The organism is Cobetia sp. 1AS1, assembly GCF_029846435.1.
Classification (GTDB): Bacteria; Pseudomonadota; Gammaproteobacteria; order Pseudomonadales; family Halomonadaceae; genus Cobetia; species Cobetia amphilecti.
Window position 1 is genome coordinate 91,042 of the sequence record NZ_JARWKU010000002.1, and the last position, 21,039, is coordinate 112,080.

The window sequence follows — 21,039 nt, forward strand, 5'->3', positions numbered from 1 at the left end:
CGCCAGCAAAGGACCATCAGCTGAGCGGGTGAGCTGATAAAAAAGATATGGAGATGTTGGAATTGTCTAATCCCTATGTACGTCGGGGCGGCCTGGTCATCCGGTTGCTGATATGGCTGCTCGTGTTCCTGATCGGGCTGACGATGCTGCTGGTCGGGGGCGTGCTGTCTCCGTGGGGCACCGGGCTGGTGCTCGATCAGGCGCGCTCGCGTGGCTTCATCGATTATTCCCAGGCCTCCGGCTCTCCGCTGGAAGCGCTGTCACTCAAGGATGTCTCGCTGGACCTGCCGGGGCTGGCCGTCAATGCCGACTCGTTGTCGCTGGCCTGGGGTGAGGACTGCCTGCTCAAGGGCAAGCTGTGTCTCGAGTCGCTGGAGTCCAGTGGTCTTGCGATCACCCTGAGCGATAGCGGTGCCAGCAGCGAGCCGGAAGCGGAGAGCGGTGAGAGTCTCAATGTGCCCATCGTGGTGCCGATTCCCATCGAGGTGCGCAAGGTCGCCATTGATGACTTCGCCCTGGCGCTGGCGGATGGCAGTCGCGTCACCTTCGATCACTTCCATACCTCGGCCGCGCTGTCAGTGAGTACGCTGACGCTGGGCGAGACACGCCTGATCACCAGTCGTTTCATTCCGGCCGATGCCGCCGCGGTTCAAGCGACGTCAGACACTGCCACCCTCAAGGGAGTGAGCATCACGCCTGAGGCTCAGCAAGCGGCAAGTGCAGTGGTCAACACTCAGGTCGTGGCGCCTCAAGCCGAGAGCGCCGCCAAGGCTATTTCGAATAAGACCATCTCGAACAAGGCCATCACGGATGAGACCGCCACTGATGACACCGCAGATGTGTCTGACAAGACTGCCGCTGAAACCACGGATGAGACAGCACAGGCCGAGCGCATCTCCTTGCCGGAAGTCTATATTCCGCTGACCATCGAGGTTCCCGACCTCGCCATCGAAGACTTTGCGCTCGAGGGGCCAAGCCCGTATGAGGTCAGTCGCCTGTCGCTGGCGCTCAAGGCGGAAGGGCATGACATCACGCTCTCGCGTCTCGAGGTCGACTCCCGCGACGTGAACGCCGATCTCGTGGCGCAGGTCACCTTGAAGGACGAGTATCCCCTGAGCGCCACGCTCAATGCCGAGACCCTGATTGACCCCGTGCGTCATGAAAAGCTGCGCCTGTCTCTGGAAGGCTCGCTGGCGGATCTTGAAGCCTCCCTCAAAGCCGACGGTCCGCTGGCCGCTGAGCTTGTGGCCAGCGCGGATGTACTGGACAGTGATCTGCCCTTCGAGGCACGCCTGAGCTCCGAGCGGATCACCTGGCCCTTTGCTGCCGTCACTGATGCCTCTGATGCCACCTCCGCGGATGCGCAGACGAGCGCCCAGACAGCGACCCAAGCCAAGGGTGGCAACAACACGTCTGCCTCCGCTGCCGCCTTCACGCCTGACTATAGCGTCGAGAATCTGGCGCTGGTCGCCAAGGGCTCACTGTCGGGGTATACGACCACACTGGATGCCATCATCGAGGGGCGTGACATTCCGCGCGCTACCTTGTCACTGGCAGGCGACGGTGATCTCTCGCATTACCGCTGGCAGCCGCTCAAGATCGCCCTCAAGCGTGGCTCCGCGACCACCCGTGGCGAGATTCACTGGCAGGAAGGTATTCAGGTCGCCGCCGAGCTGGCCCTCGACAAGCTGCATCCCGAAGACTTGCTGCCGGCCCCGGCCGGAGGCGGTCAGAAAGCCGTGCGCGGTGAGCTGAGCGGCAATCTCGTGGCCAGCTTCAATCAGCCGCAGCAAGGTCCGTGGGCCGTCGATGTCAGCAAGCTGGATATCCATGGCACCTTGCTCGAGCGTCCGCTCACGCTGACCGGCAAGCTTTCAGGCAATGCCGACATGCAGTGGGACGTCAACGCTCTGGAGCTGCGTCAGGGCCAGAACCGGCTGAGCGCCAATGGCAAGATTGCCAAGACCATCACCCTGGCGGCCAACATCGATTTCCCGGCACTCTCGACCCTGATGCCGGATATCGCGGGTGAGCTCAAGGGCAAGATCGATGCCTCGGGCACGCTCGACAAGCCTCAGCTGGCGAGCAACTTCACCGCACGGCGCCTGCAGATCGGTGAGAACCGAATCTCCGACATGGCGCTGTCGGCCGGGGTCGATGCTCGCAAGCGGGGGATTGATGACCCGGCACTGGATATCGCCCTGAATGCCGATGATGTCAGAGCTGGCGGACAGCAGGTCGCGACGGTCGCGCTGACGCTGGGAGGATTCCTGAGCGATCACACCCTTCAGTTCGATACCGAGATGGCCGGTGAGATGCCGTTGTCCCGTCTGGGACTGACCCTCAAGGGTGGGCTCGACAAGGCGCGTGAGCATTATCGTGGTGCGCTGTCTCCGCTGACGGCGAATACCGATTTCGGGGACTTCAACTTCGACACGCCGGCGAGCTTCGATGCCAATCTCGCCAAGGGCAGCGTGCTGGTGCAGCCGTTCTGTCTGAGTCGCGAACAGGGCGGCCAGATCTGTGTCGCCGAGCCATTGAGCGCGGGTAACGACGGTCAGGCCGTGGTGACTCTCGAGGGGATTCCCCTGGACATGGCCCAGAGCGCCATGCCGGAGAGCTGGACCATCGGCGGTGCCACGGGCGGCAAGATCACGGCAAGCTGGAAGCAGGGTGGCCAACGCTGGAATGCTGACGCGGAGCTGGCGGGCAAGTTGACGCTGGCCGGCGAAGACGCCGACGGCAATGCCTGGTCACTGCCCGAGACCACCCTGCAACTGGCGCTGGAGGCCACACCCGACAAGGCCGATCTCGATACCCAGATTCGCCTGGACAGCGCTGGCGGCATCGGTCTCACCGTGTCGGTCCTCGACCCGGCAGGCGCAGGTCAGCTGGATGGCTCGCTGGCCATCCGCGACATCGACCTCTCGCCGTATCGTCCGCTGGTGGCGGGCATGACCCAGCTGGAAGGCAAGCTGGCGGGTGACGTCGAGGTCGGCGGCAACCTGAGCCTGCCGTCGTTGACCGGCCCGATCGCGCTGACCGGTGTCAAGGTGCAGGGCGAAGGCCTGCCGGTGTCGCTGTCGGATGCCCAGTTCACCGTCGACTTCGATGGCAACAATGCCGATATCGATGGCTATCTGGTGGGCAATGATGCGCGCTGGGGCATCGATGGCGAGGCGGCGTGGCCGACGCTTGAGGACTGGACGGCGTCATTGAACCTCGACGGCGCGAAGAATCCGCTCGAACTGCATATCGCCGGGATCGGCCGCATGCGCGTCGCGCCGGATCTCGAAATCAATGCCAGCCCCACGCTGCTCAAGCTGCGGGGGGACGTCAAGGTGCCGTGGACACGCATCGAAGTGGACCAGGTGCCGCCGTCTGCCGTGTCACCCTCCAGTGACACCATCATCATCGAGCGTCCCAGTGGTGAGGACACCTCCAACCCGGCCGAGCTTGCCGATGGCAGCGATACCGCCAAGGCGCTCAACGAGGCCGGCATGGCGCTGGATGTGCGTATCGGCATCCATATCGGGCCGGATGCGCGTCTGGAGGCGATGGGGCTCAAGACCAAGCTCAGAGGCGACCTCGATGTGCGTCAGTCCAAGGGCGGCGTGCAGGTCTTCGGTGAGGTCAATCTGGTCGACGGAACCTACAAGAGCTTCGGGCAGGACCTGCAGATCAGCAAGGGGCAGGTCTTGCTGGCCGGGCCGCCTTCTAGCCCGCGTCTGAATATCGAGGCGATCCGTGATCCTGACAACACCGAGGACGACGTGACTGCAGGGGTGCGTGTGACAGGACTTGCCTCGTCACCCAGCGTCGAGATCTTCTCGGACCCGTCGATGGATGAGTCCTCGGCACTGAGTTATCTGCTGCGCGGTGAGGGCCTGGACAGCGACACCAGCAGTGACAGTGCGGTCACATCCGCCTTGATCGGCATGTCGCTGGCGCAAAGTGGTCAGGTGGTCGGCCAGATCGGGGAAACCTTCGGTGTGCGCGACCTGAGTCTGGACAGCTCCGGCAGCGGGGATGACAGCCAGGTGGTGGTCAGCGGCTATATCGCTCCGGACCTGAAGCTCAGTTACGGCGTCGGGCTGTTCTCGCCGATCGCGGAGCTGACAGTGCGCTACAAGCTGTTCCGCAATCTGTATGCCGAAGCGGTGTCCGGCACGGCGCAGGCCGTGGATCTGCTCTACAGCTTCTCGCTGGGTCGCAGTGAGTTGGCGCCCAGAGTCGGCAAGGACAGATGACACGCAGGGCCAATTGATTGCCACAGGTTCAGCCCCCATCGACAAGTTCGGTGGGGGCTGTCTCGTTTTGGAGGGGGCGTTTCGGAGAACTCGTTTCAGGAGGTGCTCGAGAGATCGTGCTCACGCGTGTCAGCACAAGACGCTGACGGTCACGCAGTGCAGCAACGCTTGATCTTCTTGCCGCTGCCACAGGGACACAGGCTGTTGCGCCCCGGCGTCAGTGTCTGCCACTCGGCATCACCGTCGACATAACGCCAGTGATGGCCATCGTGATGAAAGCGGCTAAGTTCCTGCAATTGTTGGAACTTTCCCTGCTCGAAGAAGGTGGCATGAAAGCGTACCATGCCGGTATCGGCGTCTTGTCCGCTGTCCAGAATCTCCAATGCCAGCCACTGCGGGCCAGCACCTTCGAGATCGGCGCGCGCCGGGCAATGTGCCGGATCCCAGCTGTCGATCAGGAAGTCACTCAGCGACAGGCAGAAGGCACTGTAGCGGGCGCGCATCAATTGCTCGGGGCGTTCGGCGAGGGTGATGTCAGCATGAATCGGCTGACAGCAATCGACGTAGCGTCGCGCCGCAGCGCTGTTGGGCTGGCAGGGGCAGATCTTGGGGGGCAGAGATGACATCATTGAACCTATACACGATTGCACGACGCGACACAGGAGAGAGTCCGCCATGTGGATAACGGAAGATAAGCAGACCATTCCTTCAGCACAGGACAGCTTGCCAGGGCGCAGTGAAGCGGTTCGCATCAGCGGCGTTCATCACGTCAATGGCCGCTCGATTGTACCGCCGTTCGACAGTGAGTGTGAGGAGATCGTGCTGGGACTGGGCTGCTTCTGGGGAGCTGAGCGCCTCTTCTGGCAGCTGCCGGGCGTCAAGGTGACGGCGGTCGGTTATGCCGGCGGCCATACGCCGAATCCGAGCTATGAAGAGACCTGCACCGGCAAGACAGGCCACACCGAGGTCGTGCGTGTGATCTTTGACCCGACGGTGATCGGTCTGCCGGAAATCCTGCGGGCCAGCTTCGAGGCCCATGACCCGACCCAAGGCATGCGTCAGGGCAATGACATCGGCAACCAGTACCGCAGCGCGATCTATTACACCCGCGAAGACCAGCGCGCCATCGTCGAGAAGAGCATGGCCGACTACCAGCAGGCGCTGGACCAGTCCGGTCTCGGCCGCATCACCACCGAGGTCGCACCGCTGCGCGAGTTCTACTACGCCGAGGAATATCACCAGCAGTATCTGGCCAAGAATCCGGGTGGCTACTGCGGCCTGAAAGGCACGGGAATCAGCTGCCCCATCGGCTGATAGCCCGGCAGTCATGACAGGCAGGGCATGCCGTCATGAGACTGTTGGTGTGAGATTGCCGCTGAGAGACACGAAAGCCTCATGGTCGCCGCGCAGTACACGGCCGCCATGAGGCTTTTTTTCTTTCAGGAACAGCTTTTTGTCAGAAACAGCTTTTGTAAGAAACCGCTATCGGTTAAATGTGGCGAGGCACAGTGTCAGCGGTAGCGCTGTCGATCCTGCTCGGCTTCTGCAAAGCGATCGATCCACTGCACCAGGGCACCATCGCCGGTGACGTTGCACGCGGTGCCGAAGCTGTCCTGCGCCAGATAGAGCGCCATCATCAGGCCGACGGCGGCGGCATCGAAGCCCAGCAGGCTCTGCAATACGCCCACCGAGGTCATCGCGGCCCCGCCGGGCGAGCCAGGCGCGGCAATGATGGTCACGCCCAGCGCGGCGATAAATGGCAGCAGGGTGGTGAGCTCGGGCGTTGCCAGTGAGGGAGTGACCAGCATCACGCCAATGGCGCACACGGTCAGCGTGATGGCACTGCCGCACATGTGGATGGTGGCCAGCAACGGCACCGCAAAGCTCGCCACGGACGGCGAGATGTGATTGAGGTGCATCTGGCGCACGGTGACCGGAATCGTGGCCGCGGAAGACATGGTGCCGGCGGCGGTGAAGTAGGCGGGCAGCATGTGGGCCAACGCCTTCATGGGCGAGCGGCCGGTGCTGGTGCCGCTGGTGACGTAGAGCACGCTCAGCCACAGCCAGTGCAGGGTCAGCGCCAGCAGCAGGATCATGCCGAAGCTCTTGAGGGTATTGGCCACCGTGCCGGCGATCGTCATCTCGCAGAACAGGCCGGCGATATAGAACGGCAGGGCAGGAATCAACGCCTTGGCGATGAAGCGCTCGACGATGTCACGGCCGCCGTCGGCCAGCTGACGCATGCCGTCATGCTCGGTGGCGGAAATGCCGATGCCGAACAGGAAGGCCGTCACCAGGGCGGTGCTGATATCGGTCAGCGGCGGAATATCCAGCGTGAAGTAGGGGCTCAAGTGCTTGATGGCATGACTGACCGGCAGCTGGTCCTGTTGCACGATATGCGGCACGACCTCCAGCCCGACGATGCCTGCCAACAGTCCTGCCAGCGTCGTCGAGGCATAGGCCAGCACGATGGTCAGGGTCAGCAGACGGCCCGAGGAGCGCTCGAGACGTGCGATCCCGCTCATGATGAAGAACAGGATGATCAGCGGAATGGCATATTCCAGCAGCTCACCGAACAGTACCTTGAAGGTCAGCAGGGCGCGGATCAGGGATTCGGGAGCCCATTGTCCCAGCAGTATGCCAGCCACGATGCCGAGCACCAGGCGAAAAATCAGGTTCATTATCAGGCCAGTAGAGTCTTGAACGTAGGATGGGCGCGCAGTCTACCATTCTCCCTGAATCGTGACAGTGATCCGTGTCACCCTACACGCGATACAATCTGTATACCGTTATCGTTTTTTTGCTCAAAATTTGGCCATCCCGAAAAGCATGCGGTTGTAGTCAGGGTTAAGGGCTTCCCACCGGACTTGAAGGTGGGAAGGCGAGCAAGGGCGGGAGAAGCAACAAGAGGCGAGGAATACCAAGGACAAGAAAGCCAGGGAGGGGAAAGCGTGTTGGCGTCTGAATGGCGGACAATGCTGCCAGTTCGATGCACGACAGTTCAATGCAGCCGGTTCAATACAGGCAGTTCAGTGCGCTTCGCTCTGCACCTCGGCCTGCGCTTGTGGCTTGGGCAGCCCGCTCCAGGCATCCAGTTGCTGACTGACACGGCGAGCCAACCAGGAGCTCAGTCGTCCACGGCGCCACTCGACAAAGCCGACATGCCCACCGCGCTCACTGAGCTCGATACGCACGGCCTCGGAGGGCTGGTGGAAGCGTGCGAAGAGATCGCGTGGCATGAAGGGGTCGTCCAGTGATTGCAGTATCAGCGTCGGCAGTTCGATCTCGCTCAGCAGACGGCCCGCCGAGGAGCGCGTGTAGTAATCACTCGCCGAGGTGAAGCCATGCAGGGGTGCGGTGACTTCGTTGTCATAGGCCCAGAAACTGTTCAGCTGGGTCAGCTGATGCGCTCCGATCGAGATGGGTAACGGACCATTGGCAAGCTTCGCTGCCACCTTGGCCTTCAAGCCCTTGAGCAGATGGCGCTGGTAGAGGCGCGAGAAGCCCTGGTTGAGCACGTCCGCGCTGGCTGCCAGGTCCAGCGGGGCGCTGATGGCGATCGCGCCGGCCAGGTCCAGACCATCACCGCCTTGCTCCGCCACCAGCTTGAGCAGCATGTTGGCGCCCAGCGATACGCCACAGGCGACCTTGATGGCGTGCGGATAGCGTCGCCCCAGCTCGCCGAGCACCCAATAGGCGTCTGCGGTATCTCCGCTGTGATAGGCGCGTGGCAGGCGGTTGGGAGATTGCCCGCAGCCACGGAAATGCATCATCACCGGTCGCCAGCCCATCCGGGCGGCTGCATTGAGCAGCTCACGGGCGTAGGGCGAGCTCAAGTCACCCTCAAGGCCATGAAACAGCACGAACAGGGGCGCATCGTCGCTCAGGGGCGTCGTACGCTCCCGCTTTTCATGACCGTCACTGATGACCCAGGCGAGCTCGACGAAGTCACCATCGGGAAGATTGAGAATCTCGGTGCGTCGACTCAGGGGCGCGCGGGGCAGAAATCGGGGCAACAAGGTCTGGACATGGCGATTGCGCAGGCCAAGGGCAGGGCGAAACTCTGACGTGAAGATGGAGTGCGGCATGTAAGGTAGCTCCAGTGGCAGGCCAGGGCGATGACGTTGGTGGTCGGGTGATGGACATGCCCTTGATGGCGGTGGCCTGCAGCAAGATCTGACAGGAATTTCTGCACGGATATCGTTGGCATCATTTCACTTGGCGACGCCAATCGCTAGTCGCAGTGCAGCATACGCATCGACGCCCATGGTGATAGCTCGGCCCTGGATCACATTCCTGGCCTGGCGCTCGAATACTCAGCCTGACGACACGCGACAAAAAACCGCCATCGGCACAGGGCCCATGGCGGCGTGAGGCAGGCGTGTGACGGTAAGCGTCACAGCGAGAGACCCAGACAGTGGTGTGACAGTCCTGATTACAGACCCGTGGCGGGGCTGCGTGTCAGATTGAGGGCACCGTCTGCGGTGATGACCAGATTGTCCTCGATACGCACACCGCCATGTGGTGCCAGCGCCTCGACCAGCTTCCAGTCGATATGCTCACCGCGTGCATCGTTGCGCAGCGGCTCCAGCAGCATGGGAATGATGTAGCAGCCCGGTTCGATGGTGATGGCCATGCCGGTCTCGAGCACACGCGTCAGGCGCAGCATCGGGTGACCTTGCGGCGGATGACGGATGTCGCCGGTGGTGTGATCAGGAATGCGACCCGCCACATCATGGACCTGCAATCCCAGCAGGTGCCCGAGGCCATGCGGGCAGAAGGCTGCCGTGATGCCTTGGGCGACCTGATCCTCGGCGGGCAGGGACACCACGCCCAGTTCCCGCAGCAGCTCACCCAGCTCACGATGCATCTCGAGGTGCAGGTCGACGTAGTCCACCCCGGGCGCGAGTCTTGCGATCAGGCGCTTCTGCAGCGCCTCCACGCCCTCTACCAGCGCGCGATAGAGCGGCAGGGCATCATCGCCCGCCCAGCTGCGTGTGATGTCAGAGGCATAGCCGTGCACGCTGGCGCCGGCATCCACCAGCAGGCTGTGACGGGCGGCGGGAGCCTGCAAGCCATAATGCTGGTAATGCAGGACCGCGGCATGCGCGTTGAGACCAACGATATTGCCGTAGGGCACATCCGATTCCCGTTGCCGAGACGCGCCAAGATAGGCCAGCTGGATATCGAGCTCCGCGCCGCCCTCCATGAAAGTGCGCCGGGCAGCTAGATGGCCACGCGCGGCGCGCAGGCTGGCTTCTTCAAGACAGGCGATCTCGAATTCGCTCTTGCAGACGCGCCCCTCGTCGAGCTGGCGCACCAGGCCGACCGGGTTGGGCAGTGCCTCAAGCTCGCTGACCACCTGCGGCTGAAGCTCTGCGATCTCGCCCAGCAGCGCCACGCGGCCCTCGGGACGCTGTGGCAGTGTGGGCTTGCGCAGATGGACGATCTCGAACTGCTCGGCCCAGGGCGCAGTGTCCGACGTCGGCAGGCTGGGTGACAGATGCCAGAAGTCATCGGGGGCATAGAGGTAGAGCGTCGGGCGCTCACCCGGACGAATCACCAGCCAGCTATCGCTGAGGCCCGCCATCGGCACCCAGTGCAGGAAATGGGCATGGGATTTGAAGCTGGCATCCTGATCATCGGCGAAATGCCGCTTCGGCTTGCCACTGTGCAGCACGATGGCGTCCAGATCATGCTGCTGCATGGCGATTTCATAGCCGGATTGCAGCGCCGCCAGATGCGCACGATGTGCCTCGGCGTGGGTGAGTGTCGGGTCGTTGAGCTGGCTGTCAGACATCATGTTTCCTTGCAAACGGTCGGCACGCCTGACCTGGAGGAGTGAACGTCAATGGCGTGAGGTGATGGAGAATGTAGGAATGAAGGGGAGAGCGCCGCGGAGTCGGCGCCGTCGTCCCTCCTGCCCGGATGACTCACGAGAAATGGGCTTCCAGCTGGTGCCAGAGTTCACTGACACTGTCGTGGCGCGGCACGCGCGGGCGATACAGGCGGATATGCAGACTCAGGTCCCAACGCGGGTCACCGGCACGTACCAGCTTGCCGCTGGCGATTTCCTCTGCGGCCAGCCGCTGCGGCAACCAGCCGATGCCATAGCCCTGCAGCACCAGCGCCTTGATGTTGGCCGCCTGGATATTCTCGTTCATGGTGACCAGATGCGCCTGAATCGGGACCTGAGCGAGATGCGCCATCAGCGAGGTGGCGATGACGGCGCGCGGATGCGGGCTGATGAACGGCAGCGGATTGCGCCGCGTGCCCGGCAACTGATGGCGGGGTTCGCCATCCGCGCCGGGCGCGCACAGCGGAATGAAGGTTTCTTCGCCGACCACCAGGTATTGGTAACTGTCCAGCTCAAAGCCCAGGTCCACACGTGCCTGGGGCCAATAGCACAGCGCCAGATCACATTCGCCGCGATCCAGCCCGTGGAAATAGTCGGCCGCCAGCCAGCCGGTGGCACGCAGATAGGGCAGCACCTGTTCACGCAGTTGAAGCTGATCGAGCCAATCAGGCAGGAAGTGGGACACCAGAGACTGCGGTGCCCCCAGCGATATCTTGCTGGCTTGCTGCTGGGCCATGTCCTGCAGGCGTTCGCGTGTGATGCGCACGCGCTCGGTGATCTGCTCGCACAGCTGGAGAAACTCGTCTCCGGCGGGAGTGAGCGACAGCGGCAGGGTCTGACGATTGATCAAGGTGGTGCCCATCTCCTCTTCCAGCAACTTGATGCGGCGGGAAAAGGTGGGCTGAGAGACATTCTGTGCATCGGCTGCCCGCGAGAAATGTCGGGTCTGAGCCAGAACGATGAAATCTTCGAGCCAGCGAATTTCCATGTAATCGGAGTGCCTCGTCGGCCTGGGAACAGGCCATGTCAGGAGGTCGGGCGCACATCTCTTCGGACGTGTCACACCAGAGTATCTTGGGGATGCGTCATCGGGGCCCGGTGCCACGCTGAATCTTCTTCAAGCATCGTGGGCAATGGCGCCAATTGACCTGTTGGTCAGTAGCGGATGTGCGAAATCTTGCCCACACAAAACGCGAGATGCAATCGTCAATGAGCGCAAGACGCAAGGTTGCCGATGACAATGGCAACCTTGCGCGGTCTTTCCTTGCTTGGGCCGGAAACGCAATGATCGATGGCGCCCATCACATCGCCGTCATCACTTGCGTCACTGCCATCCCATCAGTCGATGCGGCCTTCTTCCACGGCGTGGCAGGCGACCTGACCAGTGTCCGTGGCGATCAGGCGCGGAATCTCCGTGCGGCAACGCTGATTGGCATGCGGACAACGGCCATGGAAGACACAGCCCGAAGGCAGATTGACCGGCGTCGGCACCTCACCCTCGAGGCGAATGTGGTTGGGCTTGTCATCGTGCAGCCGCGGGATCGCCGACATCAACGCCTGGGTGTAGGGGTGACGCGGGCGGGCGAACAGTGAACGGGTGTCCGCCAGCTCGCACAGCGTGCCCAGATACATCACCGCGACGCGGGTGCCGAAGTGCTCGACCACGGCGAGGTCGTGGGTGATGAACAGATACGTCAGGTTGCGTTGCTCCTGCGCTTCCATCATCAGGTTGAGCACCTGCGCCTGGATCGACACGTCCAGCGCCGAGATCGGCTCATCGGCGACGATGAATTCCGGGTCCACCGCCAGCGCGCGGGCGATCGAGATACGCTGACGCTGACCGCCGGAGAATTCGTGCGCGAAGCGCTTGCCCCAGTCGGGGTCGATGCCCACCGAGCGCATCACCTCCTCGATCTTGTCGCGCACCTCGCCATCCTTGAGCGTCGGCTGATGGAAGCGCAGCGGCTCCTCCAGTGTCTGCTGGATGGTCATGCGCGGATTCAGCGACGCATAGGGGTTCTGGAAGATCATCTGCATGCGACGACGGTAGGGCAGCAGGTCCCGTGGGGCCATATTGTCGATGCGGGTGCCGTCAAAACGCACCTCCCCACCACTGGGCTTGAGCAGCCCCATCACCGTGCGCGCGACCGTCGACTTGCCGCAGCCGGATTCCCCGACCACGCACAGCGCCTCACCGCGTTTGACGTCCAGGGTGACGCCATTGATGGCGTGCACGTATTCCTGCTTGCGACGCAGGCGTCCCTTCTCGAAGGTCAGCTGTTCGAGAAAGTCGCCGGACAACGAGAAGCGCTTCTCGAGATCACGAATTTCCACCAGGGTTTCGCCAAGCTCGGCGCTATCCACACGCGTGGAGGCCTGGGAGGAGGACTGAGCGTCCTTCAGAATTGCCGCGCTCATGCGTTCACCTCCGTGCGGTGGCTGTCAGTGGGAGTGGCGCCATTGCCGTTGGCATCGGTGATGATCGGGGTCCAGCGCTCGCCGGCCACCATGGCATCGACCATATGACAGGCCACCTTGCAGTTGCCGGAATGGGCAAAGGCCGGCACCTTCTCGAGGCAGATATTCGCCGCGAAATCACAGCGCGGATTGAAGGCGCAGCCGGCTGGAATCTTGGTCAGGGTCGGCATCGAGCCACGAATCTGGTTCAGACGGCTGCCCGGAGTGGCCATCTGGGGCAGGGCGTTGATCAACCCCTGGGTGTAGGGGTGCTGAGCATCATTGATGATCTCGCGGGTCGGTCCCTGCTCGATGACGCGCCCGGCATACATCACCAGGGTGCGCTGGGTGACCTGGCTGACCACGCCCAGGTCGTGGGTGATCAGGATCAGCCCGACGTTGTGCTTCTCGCACAGCAGCAGCAACAGCTCCATGATCTCGGCCTGGATGGTCACATCCAGCGCGGTGGTCGGCTCATCGGCGACGATGATGTCCGGGTCCAGCAGCAGCGCGATGGCGATGATGATGCGCTGACGCATGCCGCCGGACAGTTCATGGGGGTACTGATCCAGGCGCTTTTCCGGTGAGGGAATGAAGACCTGATTGAGCTTGTGCAGGGCGATGGCGCGCGCATCCTTGCGCGAGATGCGGCGGTGCGCCTTCAGGCACTCGATCATCTGCTCGCCGATGGTCAGCACCGGATTGAGCGTCATCATCGGGTCCTGGAAGATCATCGAGATGCGGTTGCCGCGAATCGACTGCATCGCCTTGGGCTTGAGGGTGTTGAGCACTTCGCCATCGAACTTGATCTCGCCGCCGGCGATGTAGCCGGGCTTGGCGATCAGATTCAGGATGGTGAAGGCCGCGACCGACTTGCCAGCCCCTGATTCACCGACGATTCCCAGACGCTCACCGCGTTCCAGGGTGAAACTGACGTCGCGCAGGGCGCGCACCTCACCGCCTCGCATGGCGAAGCGGACGTCGAGGTTGTTGACTTCAAGTAGTGCCATTGTCTTGACTCCTCTCGGCTTCAGCCCTTGTAGAGACGCGGGTTCATGACATCACGCAGCCAGTCGCCCAGCAGGTTGATGACCAGGACCAGCACGATCAGCACGCCACCGGGGATCAGCGTGATCCACCAGCTGCCTGACTGCAGGTAGTCGAAGCCGGACTTGATCAGTGACCCCAGCGACGGCTGGGTCTCCGGCATGCCGAGACCGAGGAAGGACAGCGCCGCCTCCGAGATGATCGCGTTGGCGATCTGCACCGTTGAGATGACGAAGATCGGCGACAGGGTGTTGGGCAGGATGTGACGGAACATGATGCGACGGGAGCGGAAGCCCATTACCCGCGCGGCATCGACGTATTCCTTGTTCTTCTCCGCCAGCACCGAGGCGCGGACGGTACGCGCATACTGCGGCCATTCCGCCAGCCCGATGATCAGGATCAACAGGATCAGCGCGTAATTCGAGAAGGCGGCGCCGCCGAAGGTCGCCTTGATGATGGCGCCCACCACGATGGCCACCATCAGGGTCGAGAACGACAGCTGGATATCGGCCATGCGCATCAGGAAGGCATCGATACGCCCGCCCAGATAGCCCGCCAGCAGCCCGAAGGTCACGCCGAGCAATGCCTGCAGGATGACCGCACCGAAGCCGATCAACAGCGACACGCGCGTGCCGTAGAGGATGGTGGAGAGCAGATCACGCCCCTGGGCATCGGTGCCCAGCAGGAAGGCCGGATCACCGCCCGCCATCCACGCCGGCGGCAGCTCCGAATTCATGATGTCGATACTGGCCAGGTCATAGGGGTCGGCCGGGGCGATCCACGGCGCGAGGAAGGCCCCGAGCACCATGGCGATGAACACCAGCAGACAGGCCTGAGCCATCCAGTCACGCTTGAAGCTGTAGACCAGGTAGGACTCGCGGAAACGCTGCCAACGGCCGGGGACCACGATGGAGCTGGTCTTCGGGGTGACGGGCGCGTTGCTCGATTGGGTATTGGATTGGCTCATGCCGGTTTCCCCGCAAGCTTGACGGTGGGGTTGACCAGTCCGTAGATCAGATCGACGAGGGTGTTGGTGATCACGAAGATCACGCCGACCATCATCAGGTAGGCCACGATCAGCGGGATGTCGGAGCGGGTGATGGCCTCGAGGAACATCAGGCCCATGCCCGGCCACTGGAAGACGGTCTCGGTCAGGATGGTGTAGGCGACCATGGTGCCGATCTGCACGCCGCCGACGGTGATCACCGGCAGCATGGTGTTCTTCAGTGCGTGCAGGAAGTAGATACGCTTGAGGCCGATGCCCTTGGCGCGCGCGAACTTGATGTAGTCCGACTGCAGCACTTCCATCATCTCGGCACGAATCAGGCGGATGAACAGCGGCAGCATGATCGAGGCCAGCGAGATGGCCGGTAGGACCAGGTGCCAGAGGCCATCGGCGGTGAAGAAGCCGCTCGACCAGGTGCCCGCGACGTGCACCAGCTCACCGCGCCCGTAGGAGGGCATGCCGCCATCGGTGGACAGCATGCCGTTCAGGACACTGCCCCAGGTGGTGTCGCTGGGGAACCAGTCCACCGTCACGCCGATCGCGAACAGCTGGATCAACACGATGGCGGTCAGGAAGACCGGCACAGAGATGCCAATGATCGAGGTGCCCATGAACAGGCGTGACAGCCAGTTGCGCGGGCGAATCGCCGCGAACACCCCGATGGGCGCCGAGAGCAGGATGATGATCAGGCTCGAGGCCATCACCAGTTCCAGCGTGGCGGGCAGGTGCTTGAGAATCACCTCGGTCGCCGGCTGCTTGTAGAAATACGAGTTGCCGAGATCGCCCTGCAGGGCATTGCCGGCAAAACGCAGATATTGGGTGATGAAGGGGTCGTTGAGGCCCATTTCATCGCGCATGACTTCACGCTGGGCTTCCGACACGGCCTGGCCGGTCATCTCGCGCAGCGGGTCGCCCAGGTTGTCCTGGATGGCGAAGCTGATGATGCTGATCACGAACATGACCAGTACGGCGTGCATCAGGCGTTTGATCAGAAAGGCAATCATGGATCGCCACCTTCCTCGTGAACATCACGGTCTCGCGCGCGTCGGCCCTATCCATGCTGGCCGATCACGCTGGGTGTCAGGTATCCCGCCTGTCGCTGGCCAGTCATCGGGCACAGGCTCCCCAACCCATCACCGAGAGGCGATGACCAAGGGGGAAGAACAGGCGGGGGTAAGTCGTCACGTTCAGGTCAGCAGGGCAACCAGAGAGTTCGCTTAGGCTATCTCCGGTTGCCTGACTTGCCTGTCGCGAGGGGTGCGTGGCCAGGAACATGGCGCTGAACGATGCAAGGCGGTTCAGTGCCTGTCACTCACTCACGCGGTGGGATCACTCCTGGTCGATGACCAGATCCCCCAGGTACGGGAAGTTCATCACGTTCAGCACCGGCTCGATGTTGACGCCATCACGCGCGCCCCAGGCCAGGTTCTGCCAGTGCAGCGGCACGAAACCGGCATCGTCGTAGACGGCTTTCTCGGCGGCCTGCAGCATCTTGGCGCGCTTCTCGGTGTCGGTCTCCAGGTTGGCCTCGGTGACCATCTTGTCGACGTCCGGATTGCAGTAGTTGCCGGAGTTGTACTGACCGACACCGCTGTCGGCATCCGGGCAGAAGGTCAGGAATTCGAAGAAGTTGGCACTGTCTTCGGTGTCCGAGTGCCAGCCGATCATCATCATGTCGGCGGCACGCGCATCATATTCCGGCCAGTACTGAGCCTTGGGCAGGGTCTTCAGGTCCACCGTGATGTTGATCCTGGCCAGCATAGAGGCCACGGCCTGGGCGATCTTGGCGTCGTTCACATAGCGGTTGTTGGGCGCCATCATGCTGATCTCGAAGCCATCCTCGTAGCCGGCTTCCTTCATCAGCTCCTTGGCCTTGGCCACGTCATAGCGCGGCGTCAGCTCGGGGTTGTGGCCCTGATAGCCATCCGGTGACATCTGGGCTGCGGGGGTCGCGAAGCCTTTCATCAGCTTCTGGGCGATGCCTTCCTGATTGATGGCGTAGTTGACGGCCTGACGGACGCGCTTGTCCTTGAAGGCTTCGACACGCTCCTGGTTCATCTGGAAGGTGATGATGCGGGTGCCGCCCATCTCGACCAGGTGCACGCCGTCCTGCTTGCGAATGCGTTCCAGATCGGTCGGCGGTACCGGCGCGATGAAGTCCATGTCGCCGGAGAGCAGCGCCGCGACACGCGTGGCGTTTTCCTTGATCGGCGTCAGCACGATGTCATCGACGTTACCCGGCGACTCGGTATCCCAGTAATCCTCGAAGCGCTCGAAACTGATCTTCACGCCCTGCTGACGGTCCGCGACCTTGTAGGGGCCCGTGCCGGACTCGTTGCGTGAGGCGAAGGTGTTGGCCGCCTTGGCGATCTCATCCTTGGCCTTGCCGTCTTCGGTCTCGCCGGAATAGAACGCGCTGTCCATCGGGAAGATGTAGGTGGCGGCATTCAGCACCAGCGGGAACGGCTTGTCAGTCACCAGGTCCACGGTGTAGTCATCGACTGCCTTGACGTCGGTGAACGGCGCGAAGATGGCCTTGAAGTCGGCACTCTTCTTGAGGCGCTCGATGGTCCAGACCACATCCTTGGCGGAGAAATCATTACCGGAGTGGAACTTGACGCCTTCGCGCAGATGGAAGCGCATGGTGTTGTCATCGACACGCTCCCAGCTCTTGGCCAGGCGGCCATCGAAGCCGAGGTCCTTGTTCCAGCGAATCAGCGGGTCGTAGACCATGTGCGACAGCTGCAGGGTGCCGCCGGAGAGCTGCTCGTGGATATCGAGGGTCACGGGGTCAGCGTCGTAGGCCATGCGCAGGGTGACGTCTTCGGCCATTGCCGGAGCCGCCATGGCCAATGTCGCGCTGCCGATCAGCGCACACAGGGTCTTCTTGGGCAAGAAAGACTGGAGGGCATTCTGACGGGTCATGAGCATCCCTTTGCTTGTGTAGTTTGATTGTTGTTGTGGCGATCCTGCGCGGCTGTCGAGGCAGACGCGCAGGATGCGTTCTAACAGTAGAGAGTCACTTGGTCGCGGGACAATCGAAATGTTGAGTAGCCGGATGCAGGTGGTGAATAGCCTTTTCCTGACCACGCAACGTCATCCAGGCTGGTGCAGGGCGCGCAATGGACGAGGCGACACCTCGGATGTCACACGGCGTCGCCATTTTTCACCTCAATAACGCCGCGAGCTGAGGGCGCTTCCTCTCAGGGCAATACGGAGCAATTCAGCACTGCCATATGCTGGGCAAGCCGCCGTGACACTGGCCTGCCTCGTTCACGCTGCAAGCCTTGATGACAAGTCAATTCCAATAGAATCAACTATTTGAAGCAATATTGATGATCGAGATCTGGGGGAATTCTCGGGCGCTGCATAGCCGTGGTGTGTATCAGTTCCGTCAGCCGACATCGCCTGATTGAGAGACATTGCGTACGCTGAATACCGCCAATCCGGCTTCACGCCACCTGGCGATAAACAGACACCATCAGCGGCAGAAAAGCCGACAGGATAGGCAGTGATTTTCCAATGCGTGCAGTCTCTGCACTTGATTGGTGCGCATGGCGTTCTGCGACCAAAGTTGCGCCTCAGAGGCCCTCCACGAAGGCCTGCAAGGGCGATACTGCGCTGTAAAATTCCCAAACGCTGCGCTGAAAACACGTGAAAGGCTTTCCAGTGCCGGTGGCTGCCAGGCCTGATTCCATTCGATAGACGCCAAGGCAGTCGATGTTGGAAAGCACTGACAGTGGGAGAAAGGCGCTGGAGGGTCGGTCTTGATAAGAGGGAGGCCTGAAACGCGGCGCGCCTCCTGAATGGGAGGCGCGTTGGAGGGCGCTGATGTTGCTACCGGCATCCTGAGCACCGGCAGCTGGATCACGTCGGCCTGATCAGTCCTGCTGCGGCAAAGGCTCGATGCGGTCCACACGATACAGCTGCGGCACCTGTGACAGGTTGCTGATGGTGCAATCGAGGTTGTTCACTCGACCATCGGACAGGCCGTAGACCCAGCCGTGCACTTCCAGCTTCTGACCGCGCTCCCAGGCACGCTGCAGGATCTTGGTTCTGGCCAGGTTCTGCACCTGAGAGCGGACATTGAGTTCGCACATGCGATCAACCTGCTCATCCAGCGGCAGGTGCTTGAGCTCGTCATAGTGCAGGTTGTAGAGCTCACGCAGGGTGTGCAACCAGTAGTCGACCATGCCATTGTCACCGCCGGTGATCGAGGCACGCACGCCACCACAACCGTAATGGCCGACGATCATGATGTGTTCGACCTTCAGCACATCGACGGCGTACTGGATGACCGACAACGCGTTCATGTCGTTGTAGTGGATCAGGTTGGCGACATTGCGATGAACGAAGACTTCGCCGGGCGGCAGGTCGATGATCTGGTTGGCCGGTACGCGGGAATCCGAGCAGCCGATCCACAGAAAGTCAGGATTCTGCTGGTCCGAGAGGCGCTTGAAGAACTCAGGGTCGCGCTCGGTCATGGATTGAGCCCAGACCTTGTTTTGCTCAAGCAGCTTTTCGATATTGCTCATGGCAGGGAGACCACTTTTTCAAATGACGGGGGCAGGGGACGGTTGTCGCACAGGGACGTTGGCCGTGGCGCCTCTAGGGCGCAGAGCCTCTTGGCTCAGGCCCATGAGACAGGCGTTCACGGCAGCGTCAGGCAAGACGTCAGAGCGCTATGGTTACGAGCGACAGTGTTACGAGCAACAATGTTACGCGTCCGCGGAGCGCTTCGCCAATGACGGTGCTAGCCCCTGTGCCAGCACGTTGTAACTTTTGTCTAACATGCTTGTTGGACATATTTACCGTGTCAGAGGCCACAGGGTCAACCTGAAGGCCGATACGCGGGTAACCGTGCCCAGCGACACGGGACTCCCGAGGCCGCGCGAGTCCTGATACCATGTGGCCAATTCATCAAGGAGATTCCCGTGACCGATCAGACCCATCAGCCTGCGACAGGCCAGTTTGACTTCGACCTGTTCGTCATTGGTGCCGGCTCCGGCGGCGTTCGCGCTGCCCGGACCGCCGCCGCGACCGGCGCCCGCGTTGCCGTGGCAGAAGACCGCTACCTCGGCGGTACCTGTGTCAATGTCGGTTGCGTGCCCAAGAAGCTCTACTCCTATGCTGCCCACTACCATGATTCCTTCAAGGACAGCGCCGGCTTCGGTTGGGATCTAGGCGACGCCCCGCGCTTTGACTGGGCGACCCTGCGCGATCGCAAGACCGCCGAGATCTCTCGTCTGAACGGTATCTATCGCAATCTGCTCAACAATTCCGGCGCCACGCTGATCGAAGGCCGTGCCAGCATCGCCGATGCCAACACCGTCGTCGTCAATGGCGAGCGTCACACCGCGGCCAAGATCCTGGTCGCCACCGGTGGCTGGCCGTTCCTGCCGGACTTCCCGGGTCGTGAACATGCGCTGGATTCCAACCGCATCTTCGATCTGGAAAGCTTCCCGAAGCGCTTCTTCGTCATCGGTGGCGGCTATATCGCCGTCGAGTTCGCCAGCATCTTCAATGGTCTGGGTGCCGAGACGCACCTAAGCTATCGCGGTGACCTGTTCCTGCGCGGCTTCGACAACGAAGTGCGCGAGTTCACGCGTGACGAGATGGCCAAGAAAGGCGTCAACCTGCACTTCAACACCACGGTCGAGTCCATCGACAAGCAGGGCGACATCTACAGCGTGCGCCTGAGCGATGGCCAGGTGCTGGAAGTGGATTGCATCCTCGCCGCCACCGGTCGCAAGCCGAACATCGAAGGCCTGGGGCTCGAGAATGTCGATGTGGCGCTGAATGTCGATGGCACCGTGCGCGTCAACGAGCGCTTCGAGACCACCACCCCGTCCATCCTCGCGCTGGGCGACATCATCGGTGGCCCGGAACTGACGCCGGTGGCACTTGAAGAAGCCATGCACCTGGTACGTGCGCACTTCGGCGACGGCGTCGTGGGTGGTCTGGACTACGACAGCATCGCGACAGCGGTATTCTGTCATCCGAACATCGGTACCGTCGGCCTCAGCGAGGAAGCGGCGCGCGAGAAGTTCGACAGCATCCGCGTCTACACCGCTGACTTCCGTCCGCTCAAGCACACCCTGTCCGGCAGCGATGAGCGCAGCCTGATGAAGCTGATCGTCGATGATGCCAGCGACAAGGTCGTCGGCGTGCACATGGTCGGTGATGAAGCCGGTGAGATCATGCAGGGCATCGGCATCGCCGTGCGTGCCGGCCTGACCAAGGCCGACTTCGACCTGACCGTGGGCATTCACCCGACGGCAGCGGAAGAGTTCGTCACCATGCGCAGTGTCACGCGCACCTGACAAGTCAGTCGCAAAGACGGCTCGTCGAAATGACTGAGCTTCGAAAAGACTGAACGTCGAAACAGAACATCGAAAACAGAACGCCCCACGGCCTTGCCG

General features: G+C 62.0%; 14 protein-coding genes. 3 read left to right on the forward strand and 11 right to left on the reverse strand.

Going from position 1 to position 21,039, the window contains the following annotated elements:
• Nucleotides 1-53 precede the first annotated feature (53 nt).
• On the forward strand, nucleotides 54-4,250 hold the full coding sequence (locus tag QD280_RS04230) for a translocation/assembly module TamB (protein ID WP_279838426.1): 4,197 nt from the start codon (nucleotides 54-56) through the stop codon (nucleotides 4,248-4,250).
• A gap of 149 nt (nucleotides 4,251-4,399) precedes the next feature.
• Here the strand turns inward: QD280_RS04230 and QD280_RS04235 are convergent, their stop codons facing one another.
• Nucleotides 4,400-4,876: a YchJ family metal-binding protein gene (locus QD280_RS04235; RefSeq protein ID WP_279838427.1), complete on the reverse strand. Its 477-nt coding sequence runs from the start codon at nucleotides 4,874-4,876 to the stop codon at nucleotides 4,400-4,402.
• A 49-nt stretch (nucleotides 4,877-4,925) separates the two neighbouring features.
• Between QD280_RS04235 and msrA the strand changes: the two genes are divergently transcribed.
• Nucleotides 4,926-5,564 (forward strand): peptide-methionine (S)-S-oxide reductase MsrA, encoded by a 639-nt coding sequence (gene msrA, locus QD280_RS04240; RefSeq protein WP_131432038.1) that lies wholly within the window; start codon nucleotides 4,926-4,928, stop codon nucleotides 5,562-5,564.
• 197 nt (nucleotides 5,565-5,761) lie between these two features.
• On the opposite strand, the gene QD280_RS04245 is transcribed toward msrA, so the two are convergent.
• The 10 genes from QD280_RS04245 to can form a co-directional block, all read right to left on the reverse strand.
• Entirely contained in the window at nucleotides 5,762-6,931 is a 1,170-nt protein-coding gene (locus tag QD280_RS04245) for a dicarboxylate/amino acid:cation symporter (RefSeq protein ID WP_043334254.1), read from the reverse strand.
• A 348-nt stretch (nucleotides 6,932-7,279) separates the two neighbouring features.
• Entirely contained in the window at nucleotides 7,280-8,338 is a 1,059-nt protein-coding gene (locus tag QD280_RS04250; RefSeq protein WP_279836488.1) for a hydrolase, read from the reverse strand.
• A 347-nt stretch (nucleotides 8,339-8,685) separates the two neighbouring features.
• Nucleotides 8,686-10,050: a Xaa-Pro dipeptidase gene (pepQ, locus tag QD280_RS04255; RefSeq protein WP_279838428.1), complete on the reverse strand. Its 1,365-nt coding sequence runs from the start codon at nucleotides 10,048-10,050 to the stop codon at nucleotides 8,686-8,688.
• Between the two features lie 133 nt (nucleotides 10,051-10,183).
• The gene (locus tag QD280_RS04260; protein ID WP_279838429.1) at nucleotides 10,184-11,095 is read right to left on the reverse strand and encodes a LysR family transcriptional regulator; all 912 of its coding nucleotides are present in this window, start codon (nucleotides 11,093-11,095) and stop codon (nucleotides 10,184-10,186) included.
• Between the two features lie 350 nt (nucleotides 11,096-11,445).
• Nucleotides 11,446-12,525, reverse strand: coding sequence for an oligopeptide/dipeptide ABC transporter ATP-binding protein (locus tag QD280_RS04265; RefSeq protein WP_107334800.1), 1,080 nt, complete (start codon nucleotides 12,523-12,525; stop codon nucleotides 11,446-11,448).
• Nucleotides 12,522-13,574, reverse strand: coding sequence for an ABC transporter ATP-binding protein (locus QD280_RS04270; protein WP_082388765.1), 1,053 nt, complete (start codon nucleotides 13,572-13,574; stop codon nucleotides 12,522-12,524). The genes QD280_RS04265 and QD280_RS04270 overlap by 4 nt, the downstream gene beginning before the upstream one ends.
• Before the next feature lie 20 nt (nucleotides 13,575-13,594).
• Nucleotides 13,595-14,578, reverse strand: a complete 984-nt coding sequence (locus tag QD280_RS04275) for an ABC transporter permease (RefSeq protein ID WP_279838430.1) — start codon at nucleotides 14,576-14,578, stop codon at nucleotides 13,595-13,597.
• Complete coding sequence (locus QD280_RS04280) at nucleotides 14,575-15,621, reverse strand: ABC transporter permease (protein ID WP_054556671.1); 1,047 nt, start codon at nucleotides 15,619-15,621, stop codon at nucleotides 14,575-14,577. Before QD280_RS04280 ends, QD280_RS04275 begins: the two co-directional genes overlap by 4 nt.
• 325 nt (nucleotides 15,622-15,946) lie before the next feature.
• A complete protein-coding gene (locus tag QD280_RS04285; protein ID WP_107334799.1) occupies nucleotides 15,947-17,542 on the reverse strand; it encodes an ABC transporter substrate-binding protein in 1,596 nt (531 codons plus the stop codon).
• 956 nt (nucleotides 17,543-18,498) lie between these two features.
• On the reverse strand, nucleotides 18,499-19,152 hold the full coding sequence (can, locus tag QD280_RS04290; RefSeq protein ID WP_192838789.1) for a carbonate dehydratase: 654 nt from the start codon (nucleotides 19,150-19,152) through the stop codon (nucleotides 18,499-18,501).
• A gap of 399 nt (nucleotides 19,153-19,551) precedes the next feature.
• Here can and gorA point away from each other — a divergent pair, with 399 nt between their 5' ends.
• Nucleotides 19,552-20,940, forward strand: a complete 1,389-nt coding sequence (gene gorA, locus QD280_RS04295) for a glutathione-disulfide reductase (protein WP_192838790.1) — start codon at nucleotides 19,552-19,554, stop codon at nucleotides 20,938-20,940.
• Nucleotides 20,941-21,039: the final 99 nt, after the last annotated feature.

Excerpts from the sequence above, each read along its gene's own strand:
- QD280_RS04250 (WP_279836488.1), bottom strand. The coding sequence starts at position 8,338 with ATGCCGCACTCCATCTTCACGTCAGAGTTTCGCCCTGCCCTTGGCCTG.
- can (WP_192838789.1), bottom strand. The coding sequence starts at position 19,152 with ATGAGCAATATCGAAAAGCTGCTTGAGCAAAACAAGGTCTGGGCTCAA.
- QD280_RS04285 (WP_107334799.1), bottom strand. The coding sequence starts at position 17,542 with ATGACCCGTCAGAATGCCCTCCAGTCTTTCTTGCCCAAGAAGACCCTG.
- QD280_RS04265 (WP_107334800.1), bottom strand. The coding sequence starts at position 12,525 with ATGAGCGCGGCAATTCTGAAGGACGCTCAGTCCTCCTCCCAGGCCTCC.
- pepQ (WP_279838428.1), bottom strand. The coding sequence starts at position 10,050 with ATGTCTGACAGCCAGCTCAACGACCCGACACTCACCCACGCCGAGGCA.
- QD280_RS04245 (WP_043334254.1), bottom strand. The coding sequence starts at position 6,931 with ATGAACCTGATTTTTCGCCTGGTGCTCGGCATCGTGGCTGGCATACTG.
- QD280_RS04260 (WP_279838429.1), bottom strand. The coding sequence starts at position 11,095 with ATGGAAATTCGCTGGCTCGAAGATTTCATCGTTCTGGCTCAGACCCGA.
- QD280_RS04230 (WP_279838426.1), top strand. The coding sequence starts at position 54 with ATGTTGGAATTGTCTAATCCCTATGTACGTCGGGGCGGCCTGGTCATC.
- QD280_RS04280 (WP_054556671.1), bottom strand. The coding sequence starts at position 15,621 with ATGATTGCCTTTCTGATCAAACGCCTGATGCACGCCGTACTGGTCATG.
- QD280_RS04235 (WP_279838427.1), bottom strand. The coding sequence starts at position 4,876 with ATGTCATCTCTGCCCCCCAAGATCTGCCCCTGCCAGCCCAACAGCGCT.
- QD280_RS04270 (WP_082388765.1), bottom strand. The coding sequence starts at position 13,574 with ATGGCACTACTTGAAGTCAACAACCTCGACGTCCGCTTCGCCATGCGA.
- QD280_RS04275 (WP_279838430.1), bottom strand. The coding sequence starts at position 14,578 with ATGAGCCAATCCAATACCCAATCGAGCAACGCGCCCGTCACCCCGAAG.
- msrA (WP_131432038.1), top strand. The coding sequence starts at position 4,926 with ATGTGGATAACGGAAGATAAGCAGACCATTCCTTCAGCACAGGACAGC.